The organism is Leyella stercorea (genome assembly GCF_021531655.1).
Genome location: NZ_JADYUF010000001.1, coordinates 73,787 through 89,658, shown reverse-complemented (window position 1 = coordinate 89,658; position 15,872 = coordinate 73,787). Strand labels below are relative to the sequence as shown.

Genomic DNA, 15,872 nt, shown 5'->3' with positions numbered 1-15,872 from the left:
CAACAGAATAAACAATAAAAAAATAACAACTTAAAAAAATTAAACAACTATGATTATTTCATCACTTTTGGCTGCTGAAGGTCTGGCACAGCTGGGCTGCGGTCTCGGAGCAGGTATTGCAGTAATTGGCGCAGGTTTGGGTATTGGCAAGATTGGCGGCAGCGCCATGGACGCTATTGCACGTCAGCCTGAGGCTTCTGGCAAGATTCAGACCAACATGATTCTAACCTCAGCATTCGTTGAGGGTTGTGCATTGTTTGCTATCGTAGCCTGCGCCTTCCTTATCAAGTAAGGTGTTGCGCTCTTACGTAAATAGCAACAAAGAGTTCGTAAAATATTGCAAATGGATTTTAGTACATTGCCATCAATATTGACTCCTGACCTTGGACTCCTCTTTTGGATGCTTTTGGCATTCCTTGTGGTGTTCTTCGTGCTCGCCAAGTTCGGCTTCCCGTCTATCATAATCATGGTAGACAAGCGCAAGAAGTACATCGACGAGAGCCTGTCCAAGGCGCAGAAGGCCGCTGCCCAGCTTGAGAACATCAAGCAGGAGAGCGACGCGATGCTTCAGGAAGCACGGGAGAAGCAGGCCGTAATACTCAAGGAGGCCGCCACAACCCGTGAGGCTATCGTGGCACAGGCACAGGAGAAGGCTCGCGAGGAGAGTGTCCGCATCATCAACGATGCCAAGGCCGAGATTGAAAGCCAAAAACAGGCTGCAATCAGCGAGATTCGCCAGCAGGTAGCTGCGTTGAGTGTTGAGATTTCGGAGAAGGTCTTGCGCCAGAAGCTCGGCACTGATAAGGCACAGATGGATTACATTAACCAGATGCTTGATGAAGTTACAGCCAATAATAAATAAGTATAAGCTATGGATTTAGGATTAATATCGGTCAGATATGCACGCGCCTTGCTCAAGGCGGGCATTGAGGCTAAGGAGGCCGACAAGGTGTATGCCGACATGCAGAGCCTTGCCCATTGCTACTCCACGACGCCTGCGCTGAGGATTACGATAGATAATCCCATGCTCTCGAAGAAGCAGAAGGAGAGTCTGCTCCTCACGGCTGCAGCCGGAGGATCGTGCGACCTGACAAAGCGTTTTGTCGCCCTTGTGCTCAAAGAAGACCGTGAGAGTATCATGCAATTCATCGCCAACTCGTTTGTTACTCTGTACAGAAAGCATAACAATCTAATCAGTGCTAAACTAACGACTGCCTGCACCATCGACTCCGCTACGGAGAAGAAGATGCGACAGTTGGTTGAGGGAAGGACAAATGGTACGGTTGAGTTCCAGACCGAGGTAAATCCTAACATCATAGGTGGATTCGTGCTCGAGTACGACACCTATCGTATGGATGCCAGCGTAAAGAAGCAGCTCAACACCATTCTGTCACAGCTTAATTAATTAACTTTTTTCAGAAGTATATGTCAGATAAAATAAAACCAAGCGAAGTGTCACAGGTACTTCTCGAGCAGCTACAGGGCATCAACAACAGCCAGCAGTTTGACGAGGTGGGTACTGTGCTTGAGGTGAGCGACGGTGTGGCCCGTATCTACGGACTCCGCAACGCCGAGGCCAACGAGCTTCTCGAGTTCGAGAACGGCACTATGGCTATCGTGATGAACCTTGAGGAGGACAACGTGGGTTGTGTGCTTCTGGGTTCTACCGAAGGCATCAAGGAGGGCATGGTAGTAAAGCGTACCAAGCGCATCGCTTCTATCCGTGTCAACGACAATATGCTCGGACGTGTCATCAATCCGCTCGGACAGGCCATCGACGGCAAGGGCGAGATTGACATGACAGGTGCTTTCGAGATGCCGCTCGACCGCAAGGCTCCGGGCGTTATCTATCGCCAGCCCGTTAAGGAACCGTTGCAGACAGGCTTGAAGTCGGTCGACTCAATGATTCCTATCGGACGTGGACAGCGTGAGCTTATCATCGGCGACCGTCAGACAGGTAAGACTGCCATCGCTGTCGATACAATCATCAATCAGAAGAGTTTCTACGAGGCTGGCAAGCCCGTATACTGTATCTATGTAGCCATCGGCCAGAAGGCTTCTACCGTTGCCGCTCTTGTCGAGAACCTCAAGCAGCACGGCGCCATGCCCTACACAATCATTGTAGCGGCTACAGCTGCCGACCCGGCTGCCATGCAGTATTACGCACCGTTCGCAGGAGCCGCCATAGGCGAGTACTTCCGCGACCGTGGCTATTCGGCACTCGTTGTGTACGATGACCTTTCGAAGCAGGCTGTTGCCTACCGTGAGGTATCGTTGATTCTGCGTCGTCCTTCTGGACGTGAGGCATATCCTGGCGACGTGTTCTATCTCCACTCACGTCTGTTGGAGCGTGCAGCACGTATCAACGATCAGCAGGAGGTAGCCGAGCAGATGAACGACCTGCCCGAGTGCATGAAGGGTCATGTCAAGGGTGGCGGTTCGCTCACAGCCCTGCCTATCATCGAGACCCAGGCAGGCGACGTTTCTGCCTACATCCCGACCAACGTGATTTCAATCACCGACGGACAGATTTATCTTGAGAGCGACCTCTTCAACCAGGGTTTCCGTCCTGCCGTCAACGTAGGTATTTCCGTATCGCGTGTAGGTGGTTCGGCTCAGATCAAGAGTATGAAGAAGGTTGCCGGTACGCTGAAGATTGACATGGCTCAGTATCGTGAGCTTGAGGCATTCTCCAAGTTCTCAAGCGACATGGATGCCGTGACAGCCATGACCATCGACCGTGGCCGCAAGAACAACCAGCTTCTCATCCAGCCGCAGTACAGCCCGATGCCGGTAGGCGAGCAGGTAGCCATCATCTATTGTGGAACACACGGCTTGATGCACGACGTGCCCGTAGAGAAGGTGCGCGAGTGTCAGGAGACGTTCCTCGACAAGATTCGCTCGCAGCATGCCGACGTTATCGAGGCTCTGGCAAGTGGTAAGATTGACGACTCGCTCACAGCTGTTCTCGAACAGACCATGGCTGACGTAGCAGGTCAGTTTAAAAAGTAATAGCTTATGCCGTCACTCAAAGAAATCAAGAACCGACTCACATCCGTCAATAGCACCCGCAAGATTACGAGTGCCATGAAGATGGTGGCTTCGTCAAAGCTCCATCATGCCCAGCAGATGATTGAGAACATGCTTCCCTACGAGACGATGCTCGAGCACATCCTCAAGACATTCCTCGCCTCAGAGGCCGACGCTTCTACCGTGTTCAACGTGGAGCGCCCTGTGAAGCGTGTCGCCTTGGTGGTTTACGCGTCGAACAGCAGTCTGTGTGGCGGATTCAATGCCAATGTCATCCGTCTGCTCCAGCACATTGTTGACGAGTATTCGGAGAGTCTGGGGGGCAAGGACAACATCGTTGTCTACCCGATAGGACGCAAAGTTGCTGAGAAGACGGCTAAAATGGGGCTTCATGTGGCTGGCGACTTCACCGGTCTTGCCGAAAAGCCTAACGTGAAGCAATGTATTGATATAGCCCGCGAGATAGAACAGAAGTTCGTAAGCGGCGAGATTGACCGCGTTGAGATGGTCTACCACCATTTCAAGAGTGCCGGTTCGCAGATTCTCACCCGTAAGACCTTCCTGCCTATCGACATCACCGAGGAGTTGAAGCGCGACCGCACTCGCGACCTCAACTCTACCGTGACCTCGAAAGAGGCGCAGGAGTATCTCAAGAAGAACGCTTCGGCTGCGGAGCAGAAGCAGGAGGAGAATGTTCGTCCGCTCAACGACAACTTCATCGTAGAGCCCGACATGAACACAGTACTCTCGCAGCTCATTCCCAAGTATCTTCACTTGATGCTCTACACAGCCTTGCTCGACAGCATCGCAAGCGAGCATGCCGCCCGTATGGTGGCTATGCAGACCGCTACCGACAATGCCGACGAGATTCTGCGCGAGCTTAATCTTCAGTACAACAAGAGCCGTCAGCAGGCTATTACCAACGAACTGCTCGATATTGTGGGCGGTAGCGTCAACAACTAAACCGCTAATGAGCCAATAGGAATAGGGCAGGGGACAATTATCCTACTGATGTTTAGGGCAGGGGCAGCTCTCCGCCAGATATTATAGAGAACCCGTTGTATAGTTCATTTCAGCTATGCGACGGGTTTTTATGTTCATCTGTTATTTCGGGTGATAATGATAGAAGTGGTGTTTTTTTTTGATTTATATCACTATATTTGTGTCCTGCTGTATTATATTTGCATTCCATTGTCTTCATTGGACGTAAATCCTTACCTTTGCCGTCCATAACATTAGTTTTCACAGGAATAATCAACACTTATAATCCCAAACACTATGATGATTCGTCAGTTGGCAATCCTCTTCGGTTGCCTTGCTGTGGGTGAACTCTTGATTTACCTCACCCACATCCCTCTGCCGTCGAGCATAATCGGCATGCTTCTGCTCACGCTCTTGCTCCAGCTCAAGATAATACGCCTTGAGTGGGTGCGCAGCATAAGCGACTTCCTTGTCAGCAACATCGGGTTCTTCTTTGTGCCGCCAGGAGTGGCTGTGATGCTCTACTTCGACATTATCAAGGCTGAGTTTGTGCCTATTGTGGCAGCTTCGGTTATCTCTACCGTGCTTGTTCTCGCCGTGACGGGATGGGTTCACCAGTGCTACGGCAAGGCGAAGGACAAGATAAAGGGCGAGACAAAGGAATAAACTAATATAAGTTTCGCAAGCGAAAATTCAGTAAACTAAGATAGAAGTCCCCAGGGGGGATAGATATAAAAAAAGGATAACGAAAACAATGGAATATTTCTCAAACGATTTTTTTCTGATAGCCCTTACGTTCGGCTCTTACTTTGTGGGTAAGTTGCTGCGTCGGATGACTGGTTGGGTGATAATGAACCCCGTGCTTGTGTCGATAGTGTGCATAATAGCCTTCCTGAAGTTGACGGGAGTGAGCTATGAGACGTACAACAAGGGTGGTCATATGATAGAGTTCTGGTTGCGTCCGGCAGTAGTGGCATTGGGTGTGCCTTTGTACATGCAGCTGTCTACGATAAAGAAGCAGCTCACGCCGATTCTTCTTTCCGAACTGGCAGGTTGCGTTGTGGGCGTGGTGTCCGTGGTATGGATAGCCAAGGAGTTGGGAGCCTCGCGCGAGGTGATTCTGTCGCTCGCTTCCAAGTCGGTCACAACGCCTATCGCCATGGAGGTGACCAAGGCTGTAGGCGGCATTCCGTCGCTCACGGCTGCCGTTGTGGTTTCGGTTGGACTGATGTGTGCAGTATGTGGCTATCGCACAATGGGTTTTGCACGTGTCAAGAATCCCGTGGCACAGGGTCTGTCGATGGGAACGGCAGCCCACGCCATAGGCACAGCCACGTCGATGGACCGCAGTCAGGTGCATGGTGCCTACGCCAGTCTGGGACTCACGCTCAACGGCATCTTCACCTCGCTTCTCACCCCGTCGATACTGCCGCTGTTGGGAGTGTGAAGAATTTTGAGTTTTGAATTGTTAAGACGTGAAACAAGCTGTAGTAGGGCATGGCATCCTACAGCTTGCTTAATTCGTGACAAAAGACGACGTTGGGTATCGGTCACGAATTATCACGAATTGACCATGAATTATTCGTGTGATTCGTGTTGTGTTTGCTTCACCACGAATTTCACTAATCACACGAATGCTGGAGGTGCTATTGCTTGGTAATGTAGGAGGCTATGGCGTCCTCTCCATAGTCTGAGCAAGCATAATGGGGAAGCTAATGTCTTTCCCAAAATTCATGAATAATTCATGGATAATTCGTGACTTAAAGAATGTGTTATCGTCAACTGCTTAGGCTACGGCGAGGACGCCATAGCCTCCTATGGTTAACAAAATTCTTCAAGTCAAGATTCCTTATTACTCATGGTGGTAGCTTTCGCCGCGAATGATGGTGCAGGCGCGGTAGAGTTGCTCGGTGAAGATCAGGCGTACCATCTGGTGAGAGAACGTCATGCGCGAGAGCGAAATCTTCTCGTCGGCACGGCTGTACACGTCGGCTGAGAATCCGTACGGACCGCCTATGATGAACACCAGTCGGCGTGCTGTCTGCTGCTTGCGTGTCAGCCATGCAGCCATCTCCATGCTTGTGCGTTCGGCTCCGTGCTCGTCGAGCAGAACCACCGTGTCCGACGGCTGGATGAGTCGCAGGATGAGCTCGCCCTCGGCCTGTTTCTGCTGGTCTTCCGACAGGCTCTTTGTGTTCTTGAGCGCCGGAATCACGGTGATGTTGAACGGTATGTAGTGGCCTATGCGCTCCTGATAGTCGCTGATGCCCTTTGTGTAGAGTTTGTCAACGGTCTTGCCCACCATAATGAGTTCAGTCTTCATACTCCTCCTTTCGCTTGGGGTTCATCGGAAACCATCCCTTCTTGACACGCTGGCGCTGCTCAATAATCTCGCCTATGCTCCACAGGCACGAGGCACCCACCACGCCCAGCAGGGCAGAGATAATGACATTGGCAACAATCATGGCTGTGGCTATGAAGCCTATGCCTGCAAGCAGGAACACCCACCACAGGCGAGTGCCGAAATGGTATTCAATCTTGATGACGATAGGGTGGAACAGCCCAATGATGAGAAATGTGCCGACCGCCAGCACAAGGCCCGTGAAATGGAGCGACGGCATAATGTCCATAAATATAGATTGCATCATTTTATATAAATATGTATGAATATTGCTTGAAGATAATGCAAAATTAATTAAAAACTCCGAACTTTGGGGCAGAAAGGCAAAAAAACACAACAAATATTTTGCTGATTGACTGAAAAAGGGTAACTTTGCACCCGCTTTTAAATACAGCTTTATCAAAAATAGTTTAATGAAGAATGACAAAATGAAAAACCAGTACCGCGTGAACGAGCAGATTCGCGTTCGGGAAGTACGTATAGTAAGTGACGGTAACTCTACCGTTATGCCTACACGTCATGCTTTGGACATGGCGAGAGAGCAAGGTGTAGACCTTGTTGAGATTTCACCCAATGCCCAGCCCCCGGTTTGTCGTCTCATTGACTACAGCAAGTTCCTCTATCAGCAGAAGAAACATGCCAAGGAGATGAAGGCTAAGCAGGTGAAGGTTGAGGTGAAGGAAATCCGTTTCGGACCTCAGACCGATGAGCACGACTACAACTTCAAGCTCAAGCATGCGCAGGAGTTCCTCAGCGAGGGCAACAAGGTACGTGCATACGTTTTCTTCCGTGGCCGTTCAATCCTCTTCAAGGAGCAGGGCGAAGTTCTCTTGCTGCGTTTTGCCAACGACCTGGAGGAGTACGCCAAGGTAGAGCAGCTGCCTAAGCTCGACGGCAAGAAGATGTTCCTCTATCTCGCTCCGAAGAAGGCAGGCGTGGTGAAGAAGAGCCAGCAGAAGCTCGACCGCGAAAAGCGTGAGGCAGAAGCCAAGACCACCAAGGACATTGAGGAGAATGCAATGCCGGCAAACGGCGGACTCCTTGCCAACGCCAAGGTGAGCGCAGAGGCCCTCAAGGCTCTCAAGGGTGAGGAATAAGCCGTCCCAATATTAGAAAGACAACATGATACGTTGTGCGTAACGCCCTGGTATATGCGTTGCCACACATAAATAAATAACAATTTAAACAAACAAAAAAATGCCAAAAGTTAAGACTAACTCCGGTGCAAAGAAGAGATTCCGCTTTACCGGAACAGGTAAGATCAAGCGTCATCACGCTTTCCACAGTCACATCCTGACTAAGAAGACAAAGAAGCAGAAGAGAAATCTCCTTGGTGAGACTATCGTAGACCGTTCAAACTTGAAGCAGGTTCGCGACTTGCTCTGCCTCCGTTAATTTAATTAGTCAAACATTTAAAGGAAAAAAGAAACTATGCCAAGATCAGTCAATCATGTTGCTTCTAAAGCAAAGAGAACAAGAATCCTGAAACTCACCAAGGGTTACTATGGTGCACGCAAGAATGTTTGGACAGTAGCCAAGAATACCTGGGAGAAGGGTCTCACATACGCATATCGTGACCGCCGCAACAAGAAGCGCAACTTCCGCGCTCTGTGGATCCAGCGTATCAACGCTGCAGCTCGTCTTGAGAACATGAGCTACTCTACTCTCATGGGCGCTCTGCACAAGGCAGGCATCGAGATCAACCGCAAGGTGCTCGCTGACCTCGCTGTCAACAACCCTGAGGCTTTCAAGGCCATCGTTGAGAAGGTGAAGTAAAATTCGCCTCACAATTAAGGGAATCCTATAACCATCTATATAGGGCAAAGGAGACTAAGTCATTCAACTGGCTTGGTCTCCTTTTTTCGTCTGCGTACGCTCGCTATCTCACCACGAATGTTGGGTGCGTTTTAGTCACGAATTTATCATGAATTGACCATGAATTTAGATGTGGATAATTCGTGTGATTCGTGTTGTGTTGCTTCACCACAAATTTCACTAATCTCACGAATGTTGGGTGCGTTTTAGTCACGAATTTATCATGAATCGTCCATGAATTTAGATGCGGATAATTCGTGTGATTCGTGCGATTCGTGTTGAGTTTTTCACCACGAATTTCGCTAATCTCACGAATGTTGGAGGTGCTATTGCTTGGTAATGTAGGAGGCTATGGCGTCCTCGCCATAGTCTGAGCAAGCAACACGGGAAGCTAATGTTTTCCCCAATACTTCATGGTCAATTCATGATAAATTCGTGACTAAAAGATTGCGCTATCGTCAACTGCTTAGGCTATGGCGAGGACGAGGACACACAGTACTATCACAAGGTACGCATCAACTACTATCCGCCTCGTAACGACAACAAGGAGGGATGGGACAACATCGACATCTTCGGATGGATTGGCTATCCTATGCAGATTAAGATAAACTTCCTCTGTCGTGACTCTATTCTTGCCGCTCCATTGCTGCTCGACCTTACTATGCTGAGCGACCTCGCTGCACGTGCTTACGGTACACAGCGCTTCCTCAGCTTCTTCCTCAAGGCTCCGATGCACGACTATACTAAGGGTGAGGAACCCGTTAACCACCTTTATCAGCAATATACAACGCTGAAGAATGTCATTCGCGAAATGGGAGGTTATGAGGCTGACGAGGAGATAGACTAAACATTTCACATTCCACATTCAAAACTTACGCCCTGTAAAGATTTAAGCATTTATGATTTATGCTTTACCTTTACATGGCGTTTGCTATTTTTTTTTTGACTTTTGCTATTCTTTCAACCACTTGTCAATGAGATTGATGATTTCCTGTCGCTCAGACTCGGGGAATGAGAGTATACGTGTTAGGTGTGAGCCTCCCTTATGCATATATACATGCAGATTTTTTTTGCTCTTAGTGAATGGTAGGCCGTATATGCCGGAGGCGGTCCAGGGGTCGATGTCGCCATATATATAAACCATTTTAGGGTCGTTGTGTGTGAGATAGTCTACCGTGAATTTGTAGAGCGATGATGAGAACTTAGTGTTCTCCGTGCCCTTAGGCAATATCAAGTATCTGAGATAGCCCTTGGCAGTTTTAATGCTTAGATTACGTTTGAAGAATCTCCTGAAAGGCTTAGTGTAATAGCCGTAATATCCGAGTTCTTTTGCAGCCTGAACGTTAAACGACATAAAGACATTCTGATTGGAGAAATAGTTAGGATCACATATATTTATCCAATAGTCGAACACCTGTTTGTCTGTAGCTTCGATAGTGGGAATCTCGTTTATGTCGTAGCCCCACTGCCAAAAGGCAAAAGCATATTCAAACACGGAGAAGTCGAAAATCTCGCCTATGGGTGCATTGAATGTGTAATGTTGTTTGTGGCAGTATTCTTCGAACATAGGCAATAGTGTTGACTTGCGCTTGAATAGCAGAAACTGAAAGTCGAGCACTTTTTTACGATTTTCTTTAGTCGATACCTTGTGCTGCAGGAACTTTTCGTGTCGGCCGTCTTCCACACTTCTATTAAGCGGAGCTACGTATGGCACCGAAATATCAACGTCGTCGGGGAAGTAAGAGCGATAGAACATTGTGGTCTGTCCGCCCTTGCTTATTCCCGTAGCAATCCATTTTCCTTTGTACAGAGCGTGCAGTGTCTGGTTGACATTATGCAGGTCATAGAGCGAGTTTTCTACGGTAAGATAGTCCCAGTTGCAAGGTGTAGGCATTGACTTGTCGAAGTAGCGATATTCCACCAGTACGATGTTTGTATTGAATATCTGTGACAGTTCCTCAATATAGTCTTCGCGCAATCCATAGTTGGCATTATAGCCCTCAGTAACCAGTACTGTGGGACGGCTGAATCCGCGATGGCACAATATCACTCTCTGTTCGAAATTGCCCTTAGCAGAATCCTTGGCATCAAGTTGCTGCTTGATGAAGAACACGTACTTCTCCTGAAAATGCTTGCTCTTCAACGACTCGACATCACTTACTCCTGGCAACGCAGTAAGACGTTTGCCTGCCTCTCCAAGTTCTGCAGCTATAATCTGCAAAGGCAAGAGAAGCAACAGTATCAGCCATAGGGCTGACTTCACACTAAATGAAGTTTTGTTCATAATTGTAGTCATTTAAAATGAATATTCGCATTTTTGCCTTTATTATTTCTTTGTCTGATAATTACGTTCCAGCTACTTTATCTACTGCGATGGGCAGATAAATCTTTTGCAGCACCTCTTCGAACTCCTTACGGCAATCGCTCTTGGCTGTAATGCCACCACCTGCCTTAAATACTATGCCTTGCTTGTCTTCCTCTACAAACCTTATCATTACGGCTGAATTGAGTTCACCGTTGCTGAAGATTCCCATCACACCTGTGTAGAAACCACGGTCATAGACTTCCGCTTCATTGATTATCTCTATGGTTTTCTTTTTGGGAGCACCGGTTATTGATCCGGCAGGAAGTTGTGCGGCTATAATCTCGCCCAGATGCTCACTATAGTTGTCAGGCAGCAGTCCGCTTATCTCGGAACTTGTTTGCAGAATATCGCCCTTGTTGGTGTACAGAGTGTCAATGTAGCGGTATTTGTCAACCCTTACGTCTGTAGCCACACGACTCAAGTCGTTGCGGATAAGGTCTACAATAGTGGCATGTTCGGCTGCCTCCTTCTTGTCGTTTATCAGTTCTTGCCCAGCGTTGGGCAAGGAAGCGTCAATCGTTCCTTTCATCGGGTAGGAATATATGCGCCCGTTTCTGATACGCAGAAAACTCTCGGGCGAGAAGCATACAAAGCGCTTTCCTTGTTTCTTTTCGCCTCTTAGCAGTAGTTTGTATTTGCCTTTGGAATGGGCGAAAATATCATAAATCGAGAGATTGCACCTAATCGGCACTCTGCAGGTGAGATTAGCCAGATAGCTGTTGCCTGCCAGCATATTGCTCTTGACTATGTTGAAGCTATGGGCATAATCCTCGTAAGCAGGAGTATCAACCTCCCAGCGAATTGTCGATGGGAGAGGGGAGTTGTTGGTGTCACAGCCAGCAATATTGCTGATACCTTCAAAGTCGTACATACAGAATTGTGGGTCGATGTCTGTCAGTCGGCTGACGTAAGCATCGTCACCATCGTAGCTGATGACAAACAGGAAAGGTTCGTTTTCTTTTGCAAGAATGTTTATGCTGTTGATAATTTCTTGTTTCATACTAAGGTAAGGCTCTTTTCCCAGTCGTCAGGATCAACAATTTATAGCAATCTTGATTACTCCGTCTTCCTTGTTTTCGAATATACGGTAAGCTTCTTCAATCTGGCTCAACGGAAAACGATGGGTGATGAGTGGGGTAGTGTCAATTTTTCCCTGTTCGATAAATCGGAGCACTTCTTCGCAGTCGCATCCGTCCACTCCACCCGTCTTGAATGTTAGGTTCTTGCCATACATGTTGGGCAATGGAAGCGTCTGAGCCTCGTCGTAGAGAGCAACGACCGTTACAATGGCATTAGGACGAGCGCATTGCCATGCCAACTCGAATGTAGTCTTTGCTCCTGCCACCTCCAGTACACGATCGGCACCGTTATGGTCGCTGTTGGCCTTAACGAAGTCCAGACATTCGTCGGGAGTAGTGAGCAGCACTTCTGGATAATGCTTCTTGACAAAATTGCGGCGTTCTTCAGACGGCTCGCACACAACAATGCGCTTTGGTTGTTTGAGCATGACGCAGAGCAGAGCGCATATTCCTGTAGGGCCTGCACCAATAATTAGCACCGTATCCTCCTCGGTTATCTCACTTATGCGTGCAGCCCAAAAGCCGGTTGCCAATACGTCGCCCACAAACAGGGCCTGCTCGTCAGTAACGTTGTCAGGAATGCGGTTCAACCCTTGTGTTGCCAATGGCACACGTACATACTCTGTCTGGCCTCCGTCTATACGGCAACCGAGAGCCCAACCGCCATGAGGCGACGTGCAGTTGTTGACATATCCGTGTTGGCAATAGAAGCACTCGCCACAGAATGTCTCTACGTTCACAGTCACGCGGTCGCCTGTCTTCACACCTTTAACGTCGCTTCCAGTCTCTTCTACAACGCCCACCATCTCATGACCTACCGTAATACCAGGTACAGCTCTTGGTACGCTGCCATGCTTTATATGGAGGTCGCTTGAGCAGATACTGCTCAGCGACACTCGTACTATAGCATCTGTAGAGGCTTGCAATTCAGGTTTATGTTTCTCAATTAAGGCAAAGTTACCTTTCTCAATGTATGTGTATGCTTTCATAATGATTATAGTTTTCTTTAATTTGTTTTACGTACAAAGGTAGTGTTTTTCGAAGACAAATACAGATTTATTAGCTTGATATTTCGGATAAGATTCTTTAAATATAATAATCTTGTCTACACCATCAAAAAGATTTTGTACTTTTGTAATATTATTAATTTAGATATAAATTATGAAGAAAAGATTCTTATTTGCTGTTTTATTACTATCTTTATCGATAGCAGCAATCGCTCAAATCAGATTGGACTACAAAAGGGGTATGTTAATACCTGATAAGATTGATTTGAAAGCTGTAGCCCCAAAAGGCATAATCAAGTTGACCTTGGAAAAACCATACCCAAATGGTTTCCATACACTAATTGCAAAGAAAGACAATGCTCGTGAAGAAACAGAGTTCATACGCCTAATGAATTTCGAGGTCGAGGAACTTATTTCAAAAGTTTGGGGCAGGGGAAGCATAGTCCAGAAAAGAGCAATTATGAAAAACTACTTGCTGTCGTTAGGTTGTACACAAAACAAATACGGTTATTTGATGTTCAACGGACAGAGATGGCATGACGCAATAGTATTTGACGTTGACGATAAGCATTATATATATCCTTCTGGATTTGATAAAGTCATAACAAGTGAAGATACTAAGGATAAATATTTCGGACGACCCTCGGGCTTTGAAAATGTTCTGACGGATCTTCTGCCACAGGCTGCAGGGATAACCCATTTAGAGATGGCGTACAACGTACAAAAGAGGGGTGATTGTGGCATTATAGTACAGACTAACAGAAATTATGCAAACCAGTATTATTACAGAGAAATTTCCAAAGAAGAAATGGATGAAGTAAATTATTCCATTTCCGGTAACTATCCAAGAAAGCTGAAAGAAGATTATATTTGTTCTAAACTTATCGCATACGGAGTCAATACTGTTGGAAATCCGTCATCTAAATGGAAACTTTTCCAAATAAACAAAAATGATGGAAATCTGGATATCTATAGTGCCACACCGTTAACAACAAATCGCAGTACCAATTCTAATGTAAGCTTGAGGAGTATGCTTTTTGACTTCATTCGTTCCAAGGTATTTACCAAACAGGAGCTTGAATGGTACAATCAACATTTTACCAAAGAGCAACTGGATGCTATGACGGGATTGGGTCTTGGCATAGCAACTGGAGGCGGTAATGGCCAAAATGTATGCAGATCATGTGGCGCAACCTTTTCCAATGCTGCAGATTTGCGCTCACACGAGAATGCTTACCACGACTATTAAATTATATACCCTCGAAAATATCTATGAGGGTATGCATATAAGTTCTTTGTCAGTACCACATGAGTAACACTCCAGTACCAGTTAAGTGAAACTCCAGTACCACCTATATGAAACTCCAGTACCTGTTAGGTGGTACTGAAAACGGTACTGGAAGCGTGCGTCAAGCTTATCAATGGGCATCCCATGAAGGCAACGAGCGTAGTAATCCCATTTCCATCTATGCCCATACGATGCCGACTGATGCCGAATATAGGTCTTTGAATACTATATGTGTCCATATAACTTAAATGAATATTTCGCCCGATTTTACTTTTCTTATAAGTTCGGTTGCATCAAACTCTGCATTCCGCCATCTACACGACACGTTACGCTCATATTTGCTATCAAAATCCCCAATTATTTTTTGGATATCGTCTGGCAGTTTATTTATGCCAAATTCATACAGAGTATATGGCAATTTATTATAATAAGCTCCAGCTATGGCTCCAGTTATGGCTCCCATAGTGTCTGCATCTCCACCCAACGAGATGCACAGGCGCAGTGCATCTTCATAATCCTTGCCATCGAGGAAGGCAATGATGGATTCTGGTACGGTTCCTTGACAACTGCCATCAAATCCGTATGTAGGACGTATGTCATCGCAACTTCTGTTAAGGTCATAGCCGAATGTTTCGCTGATAAAGCGACGTATTTCATCCTTAGTGCTACCTGTCCTTGCCATAAAAATAGCAGCAGCTGTGGCTTGTGCTCCCTTGATGCCTTCGGGATGGTTGTGTGTCACTTCTGCACATTTCTTCGCTATCTTCATTGTAAGTTCAAGTGTATCGAATGCGAAACCTACCGCCGATACGCGCATGGCGGAACCGTTACCCCATGAGTTGTAGGGCTTGGGAGCGTCCGAGCGCAACCATTGTGAGAACATATTGCCGTATGCTCCCATAGGATGAGGATAACGGCGCCCCCATTTCTGCATACAAGCCACAAGTCCCTTCTTGGTATGCAACTTGTCGTTCAGAATCCAGTCTGCCACAGCAATGGTCATGATAGTGTCGTCAGTGTAATCCATCCTCTTGTCTTTAAGGTCAAGATCGGTTGATTTGTGAGGGTTAAACTCATATATGCTTCCTACAATGTCACCCAACACAGCCCCCATGAGCATAGGACAGTACAAATTGCCAGACTTTTTCTGAGTAGTAGAGCTTTTTCTTGTCACATTGGTATAGTCGATGGCTTCGTACCAACTACGAAATGTGTCAGGAGTCTCGCACCATCCCCAATGACAGAAACGGTTGTAAAGAAGAGCCTTCATTGAGATTGGCACTCCATCATCAGCGCAGAAGTCGCCAAGTCCTTCTCTTATGTAACACAGAGTTTCATTCAATAGATAATCATCATTATTAAGATGGAATCTAACCCAATATCCTTCATATTGATGACCCACATGGGCTCCGCAATCCTCTGGAATATCTTTGCCATAGTAGAAACAATGTTTCAGATAAGGAGCTGCAATTATGTTAAAGAACTCCTTAGGCAGATATATGTTACAGACGGTCGCTGCCTTCTTGAAAAGCGGGGCTATCTCTTCATCCTTAAAACCTGCGATGCCACAACCTATACGAGTAACGAGGAACTTCTTATCCTGATGTTCCTTGGCATATTCTATAAATTGGTCAACGTATGGTTTTATTGTCTTGACACCTCCTTGCATGGTTGGTATGGCATACGACTTGCCAGTTAATCCCACACCGACACCCCATTGGGCTCCAAATTTATTGTATGCTGCTTTAGCTGCACCACCAAGATGTTTACCTTCAAGGTTACTACCAAAGACGAAAATCTCATCTTTTTCGAGGAAATCTATTTTGCCCGAAGCTGTATTTGGATTGTCTGTTCTATTCTTGCTCATATTCTTACTTAGTGTTTTAGGATGTTGACAAGTATTTAT

At 46.9% G+C, this 15,872-nt stretch carries 17 protein-coding genes and 1 pseudogene; 12 read left to right on the top strand and 6 right to left on the bottom strand.

Going from position 1 to position 15,872, the window contains the following annotated elements:
- Window positions 1-49 precede the first annotated feature (49 nt).
- From atpE to I6E49_RS00325, 7 genes are all read left to right on the top strand, one after another.
- The gene (gene atpE, locus I6E49_RS00355) at window positions 50-292 is read left to right on the top strand and encodes an ATP synthase F0 subunit C (RefSeq protein ID WP_094879854.1); all 243 of its coding nucleotides are present in this window, start codon (window positions 50-52) and stop codon (window positions 290-292) included.
- A gap of 51 nt (window positions 293-343) precedes the next feature.
- Window positions 344-862, top strand: a complete 519-nt coding sequence (gene atpF / locus I6E49_RS00350; RefSeq protein ID WP_235399944.1) for a F0F1 ATP synthase subunit B — start codon at window positions 344-346, stop codon at window positions 860-862.
- 9 nt (window positions 863-871) lie between these two features.
- The gene (locus I6E49_RS00345; RefSeq protein ID WP_235399943.1) at window positions 872-1,405 is read left to right on the top strand and encodes a F0F1 ATP synthase subunit delta; all 534 of its coding nucleotides are present in this window, start codon (window positions 872-874) and stop codon (window positions 1,403-1,405) included.
- A gap of 20 nt (window positions 1,406-1,425) precedes the next feature.
- Window positions 1,426-3,012, top strand: a complete 1,587-nt coding sequence (gene atpA / locus I6E49_RS00340) for a F0F1 ATP synthase subunit alpha (protein ID WP_235399942.1) — start codon at window positions 1,426-1,428, stop codon at window positions 3,010-3,012.
- Between the two features lie 6 nt (window positions 3,013-3,018).
- A complete protein-coding gene (locus I6E49_RS00335) occupies window positions 3,019-3,993 on the top strand; it encodes a F0F1 ATP synthase subunit gamma (protein WP_235399941.1) in 975 nt (324 codons plus the stop codon).
- Between the two features lie 318 nt (window positions 3,994-4,311).
- The gene (locus I6E49_RS00330) at window positions 4,312-4,677 is read left to right on the top strand and encodes a CidA/LrgA family protein (protein WP_235399959.1); all 366 of its coding nucleotides are present in this window, start codon (window positions 4,312-4,314) and stop codon (window positions 4,675-4,677) included.
- Window positions 4,678-4,765: 88 nt separating this feature from the next.
- Complete coding sequence (locus I6E49_RS00325) at window positions 4,766-5,458, top strand: LrgB family protein (protein WP_235399939.1); 693 nt, start codon at window positions 4,766-4,768, stop codon at window positions 5,456-5,458.
- A gap of 405 nt (window positions 5,459-5,863) precedes the next feature.
- Here the strand turns inward: I6E49_RS00325 and rlmH are convergent, their stop codons facing one another.
- Window positions 5,864-6,334, bottom strand: a complete 471-nt coding sequence (gene rlmH / locus I6E49_RS00320) for a 23S rRNA (pseudouridine(1915)-N(3))-methyltransferase RlmH (RefSeq protein WP_235399928.1) — start codon at window positions 6,332-6,334, stop codon at window positions 5,864-5,866.
- Window positions 6,324-6,659: a DUF4491 family protein gene (locus I6E49_RS00315; RefSeq protein WP_235399924.1), complete on the bottom strand. Its 336-nt coding sequence runs from the start codon at window positions 6,657-6,659 to the stop codon at window positions 6,324-6,326. The genes rlmH and I6E49_RS00315 overlap by 11 nt, the downstream gene beginning before the upstream one ends.
- A gap of 166 nt (window positions 6,660-6,825) precedes the next feature.
- On the opposite strand from I6E49_RS00315, the gene infC reads away from it, so the two are divergent.
- The 4 genes and pseudogenes from infC to I6E49_RS00295 form a co-directional block, all read left to right on the top strand.
- Window positions 6,826-7,509, top strand: coding sequence for a translation initiation factor IF-3 (gene infC, locus I6E49_RS00310; protein WP_235399920.1), 684 nt, complete (start codon window positions 6,826-6,828; stop codon window positions 7,507-7,509).
- A gap of 100 nt (window positions 7,510-7,609) precedes the next feature.
- Entirely contained in the window at window positions 7,610-7,807 is a 198-nt protein-coding gene (rpmI, locus tag I6E49_RS00305; RefSeq protein ID WP_106812251.1) for a 50S ribosomal protein L35, read from the top strand.
- A 36-nt stretch (window positions 7,808-7,843) separates the two neighbouring features.
- A complete protein-coding gene (rplT, locus tag I6E49_RS00300; protein ID WP_004370905.1) occupies window positions 7,844-8,188 on the top strand; it encodes a 50S ribosomal protein L20 in 345 nt (114 codons plus the stop codon).
- Between the two features lie 508 nt (window positions 8,189-8,696).
- A pseudogene (locus I6E49_RS00295) lies at window positions 8,697-9,074 on the top strand (inositol-3-phosphate synthase); the annotation flags it as partial.
- A gap of 105 nt (window positions 9,075-9,179) precedes the next feature.
- Here the strand turns inward: I6E49_RS00295 and I6E49_RS00290 are convergent.
- The 3 genes from I6E49_RS00290 to I6E49_RS00280 all read right to left on the bottom strand — a co-directional run bounded on the left by I6E49_RS00290 (window position 9,180) and on the right by I6E49_RS00280 (window position 12,660).
- The gene (locus I6E49_RS00290) at window positions 9,180-10,511 is read right to left on the bottom strand and encodes a S28 family serine protease (protein WP_235399911.1); all 1,332 of its coding nucleotides are present in this window, start codon (window positions 10,509-10,511) and stop codon (window positions 9,180-9,182) included.
- 61 nt (window positions 10,512-10,572) lie between these two features.
- Window positions 10,573-11,592 carry an aminodeoxychorismate synthase component I gene (locus I6E49_RS00285; protein ID WP_235399906.1) on the bottom strand — a complete coding sequence of 340 codons (1,020 nt, stop codon included), beginning with the start codon at window positions 11,590-11,592 and terminating at the stop codon, window positions 10,573-10,575.
- Between the two features lie 33 nt (window positions 11,593-11,625).
- Window positions 11,626-12,660, bottom strand: coding sequence for an alcohol dehydrogenase (locus I6E49_RS00280; protein WP_235399903.1), 1,035 nt, complete (start codon window positions 12,658-12,660; stop codon window positions 11,626-11,628).
- A gap of 172 nt (window positions 12,661-12,832) precedes the next feature.
- On the opposite strand from I6E49_RS00280, the gene I6E49_RS00275 reads away from it, so the two are divergent.
- A complete protein-coding gene (locus I6E49_RS00275) occupies window positions 12,833-13,927 on the top strand; it encodes a hypothetical protein (RefSeq protein WP_235399899.1) in 1,095 nt (364 codons plus the stop codon).
- A 283-nt stretch (window positions 13,928-14,210) separates the two neighbouring features.
- On the opposite strand, the gene I6E49_RS00270 is transcribed toward I6E49_RS00275, so the two are convergent.
- Window positions 14,211-15,833 carry an A1S_2505 family phage non-structural protein gene (locus tag I6E49_RS00270; protein ID WP_235399893.1) on the bottom strand — a complete coding sequence of 541 codons (1,623 nt, stop codon included), beginning with the start codon at window positions 15,831-15,833 and terminating at the stop codon, window positions 14,211-14,213.
- Window positions 15,834-15,872 lie beyond the last annotated feature (39 nt).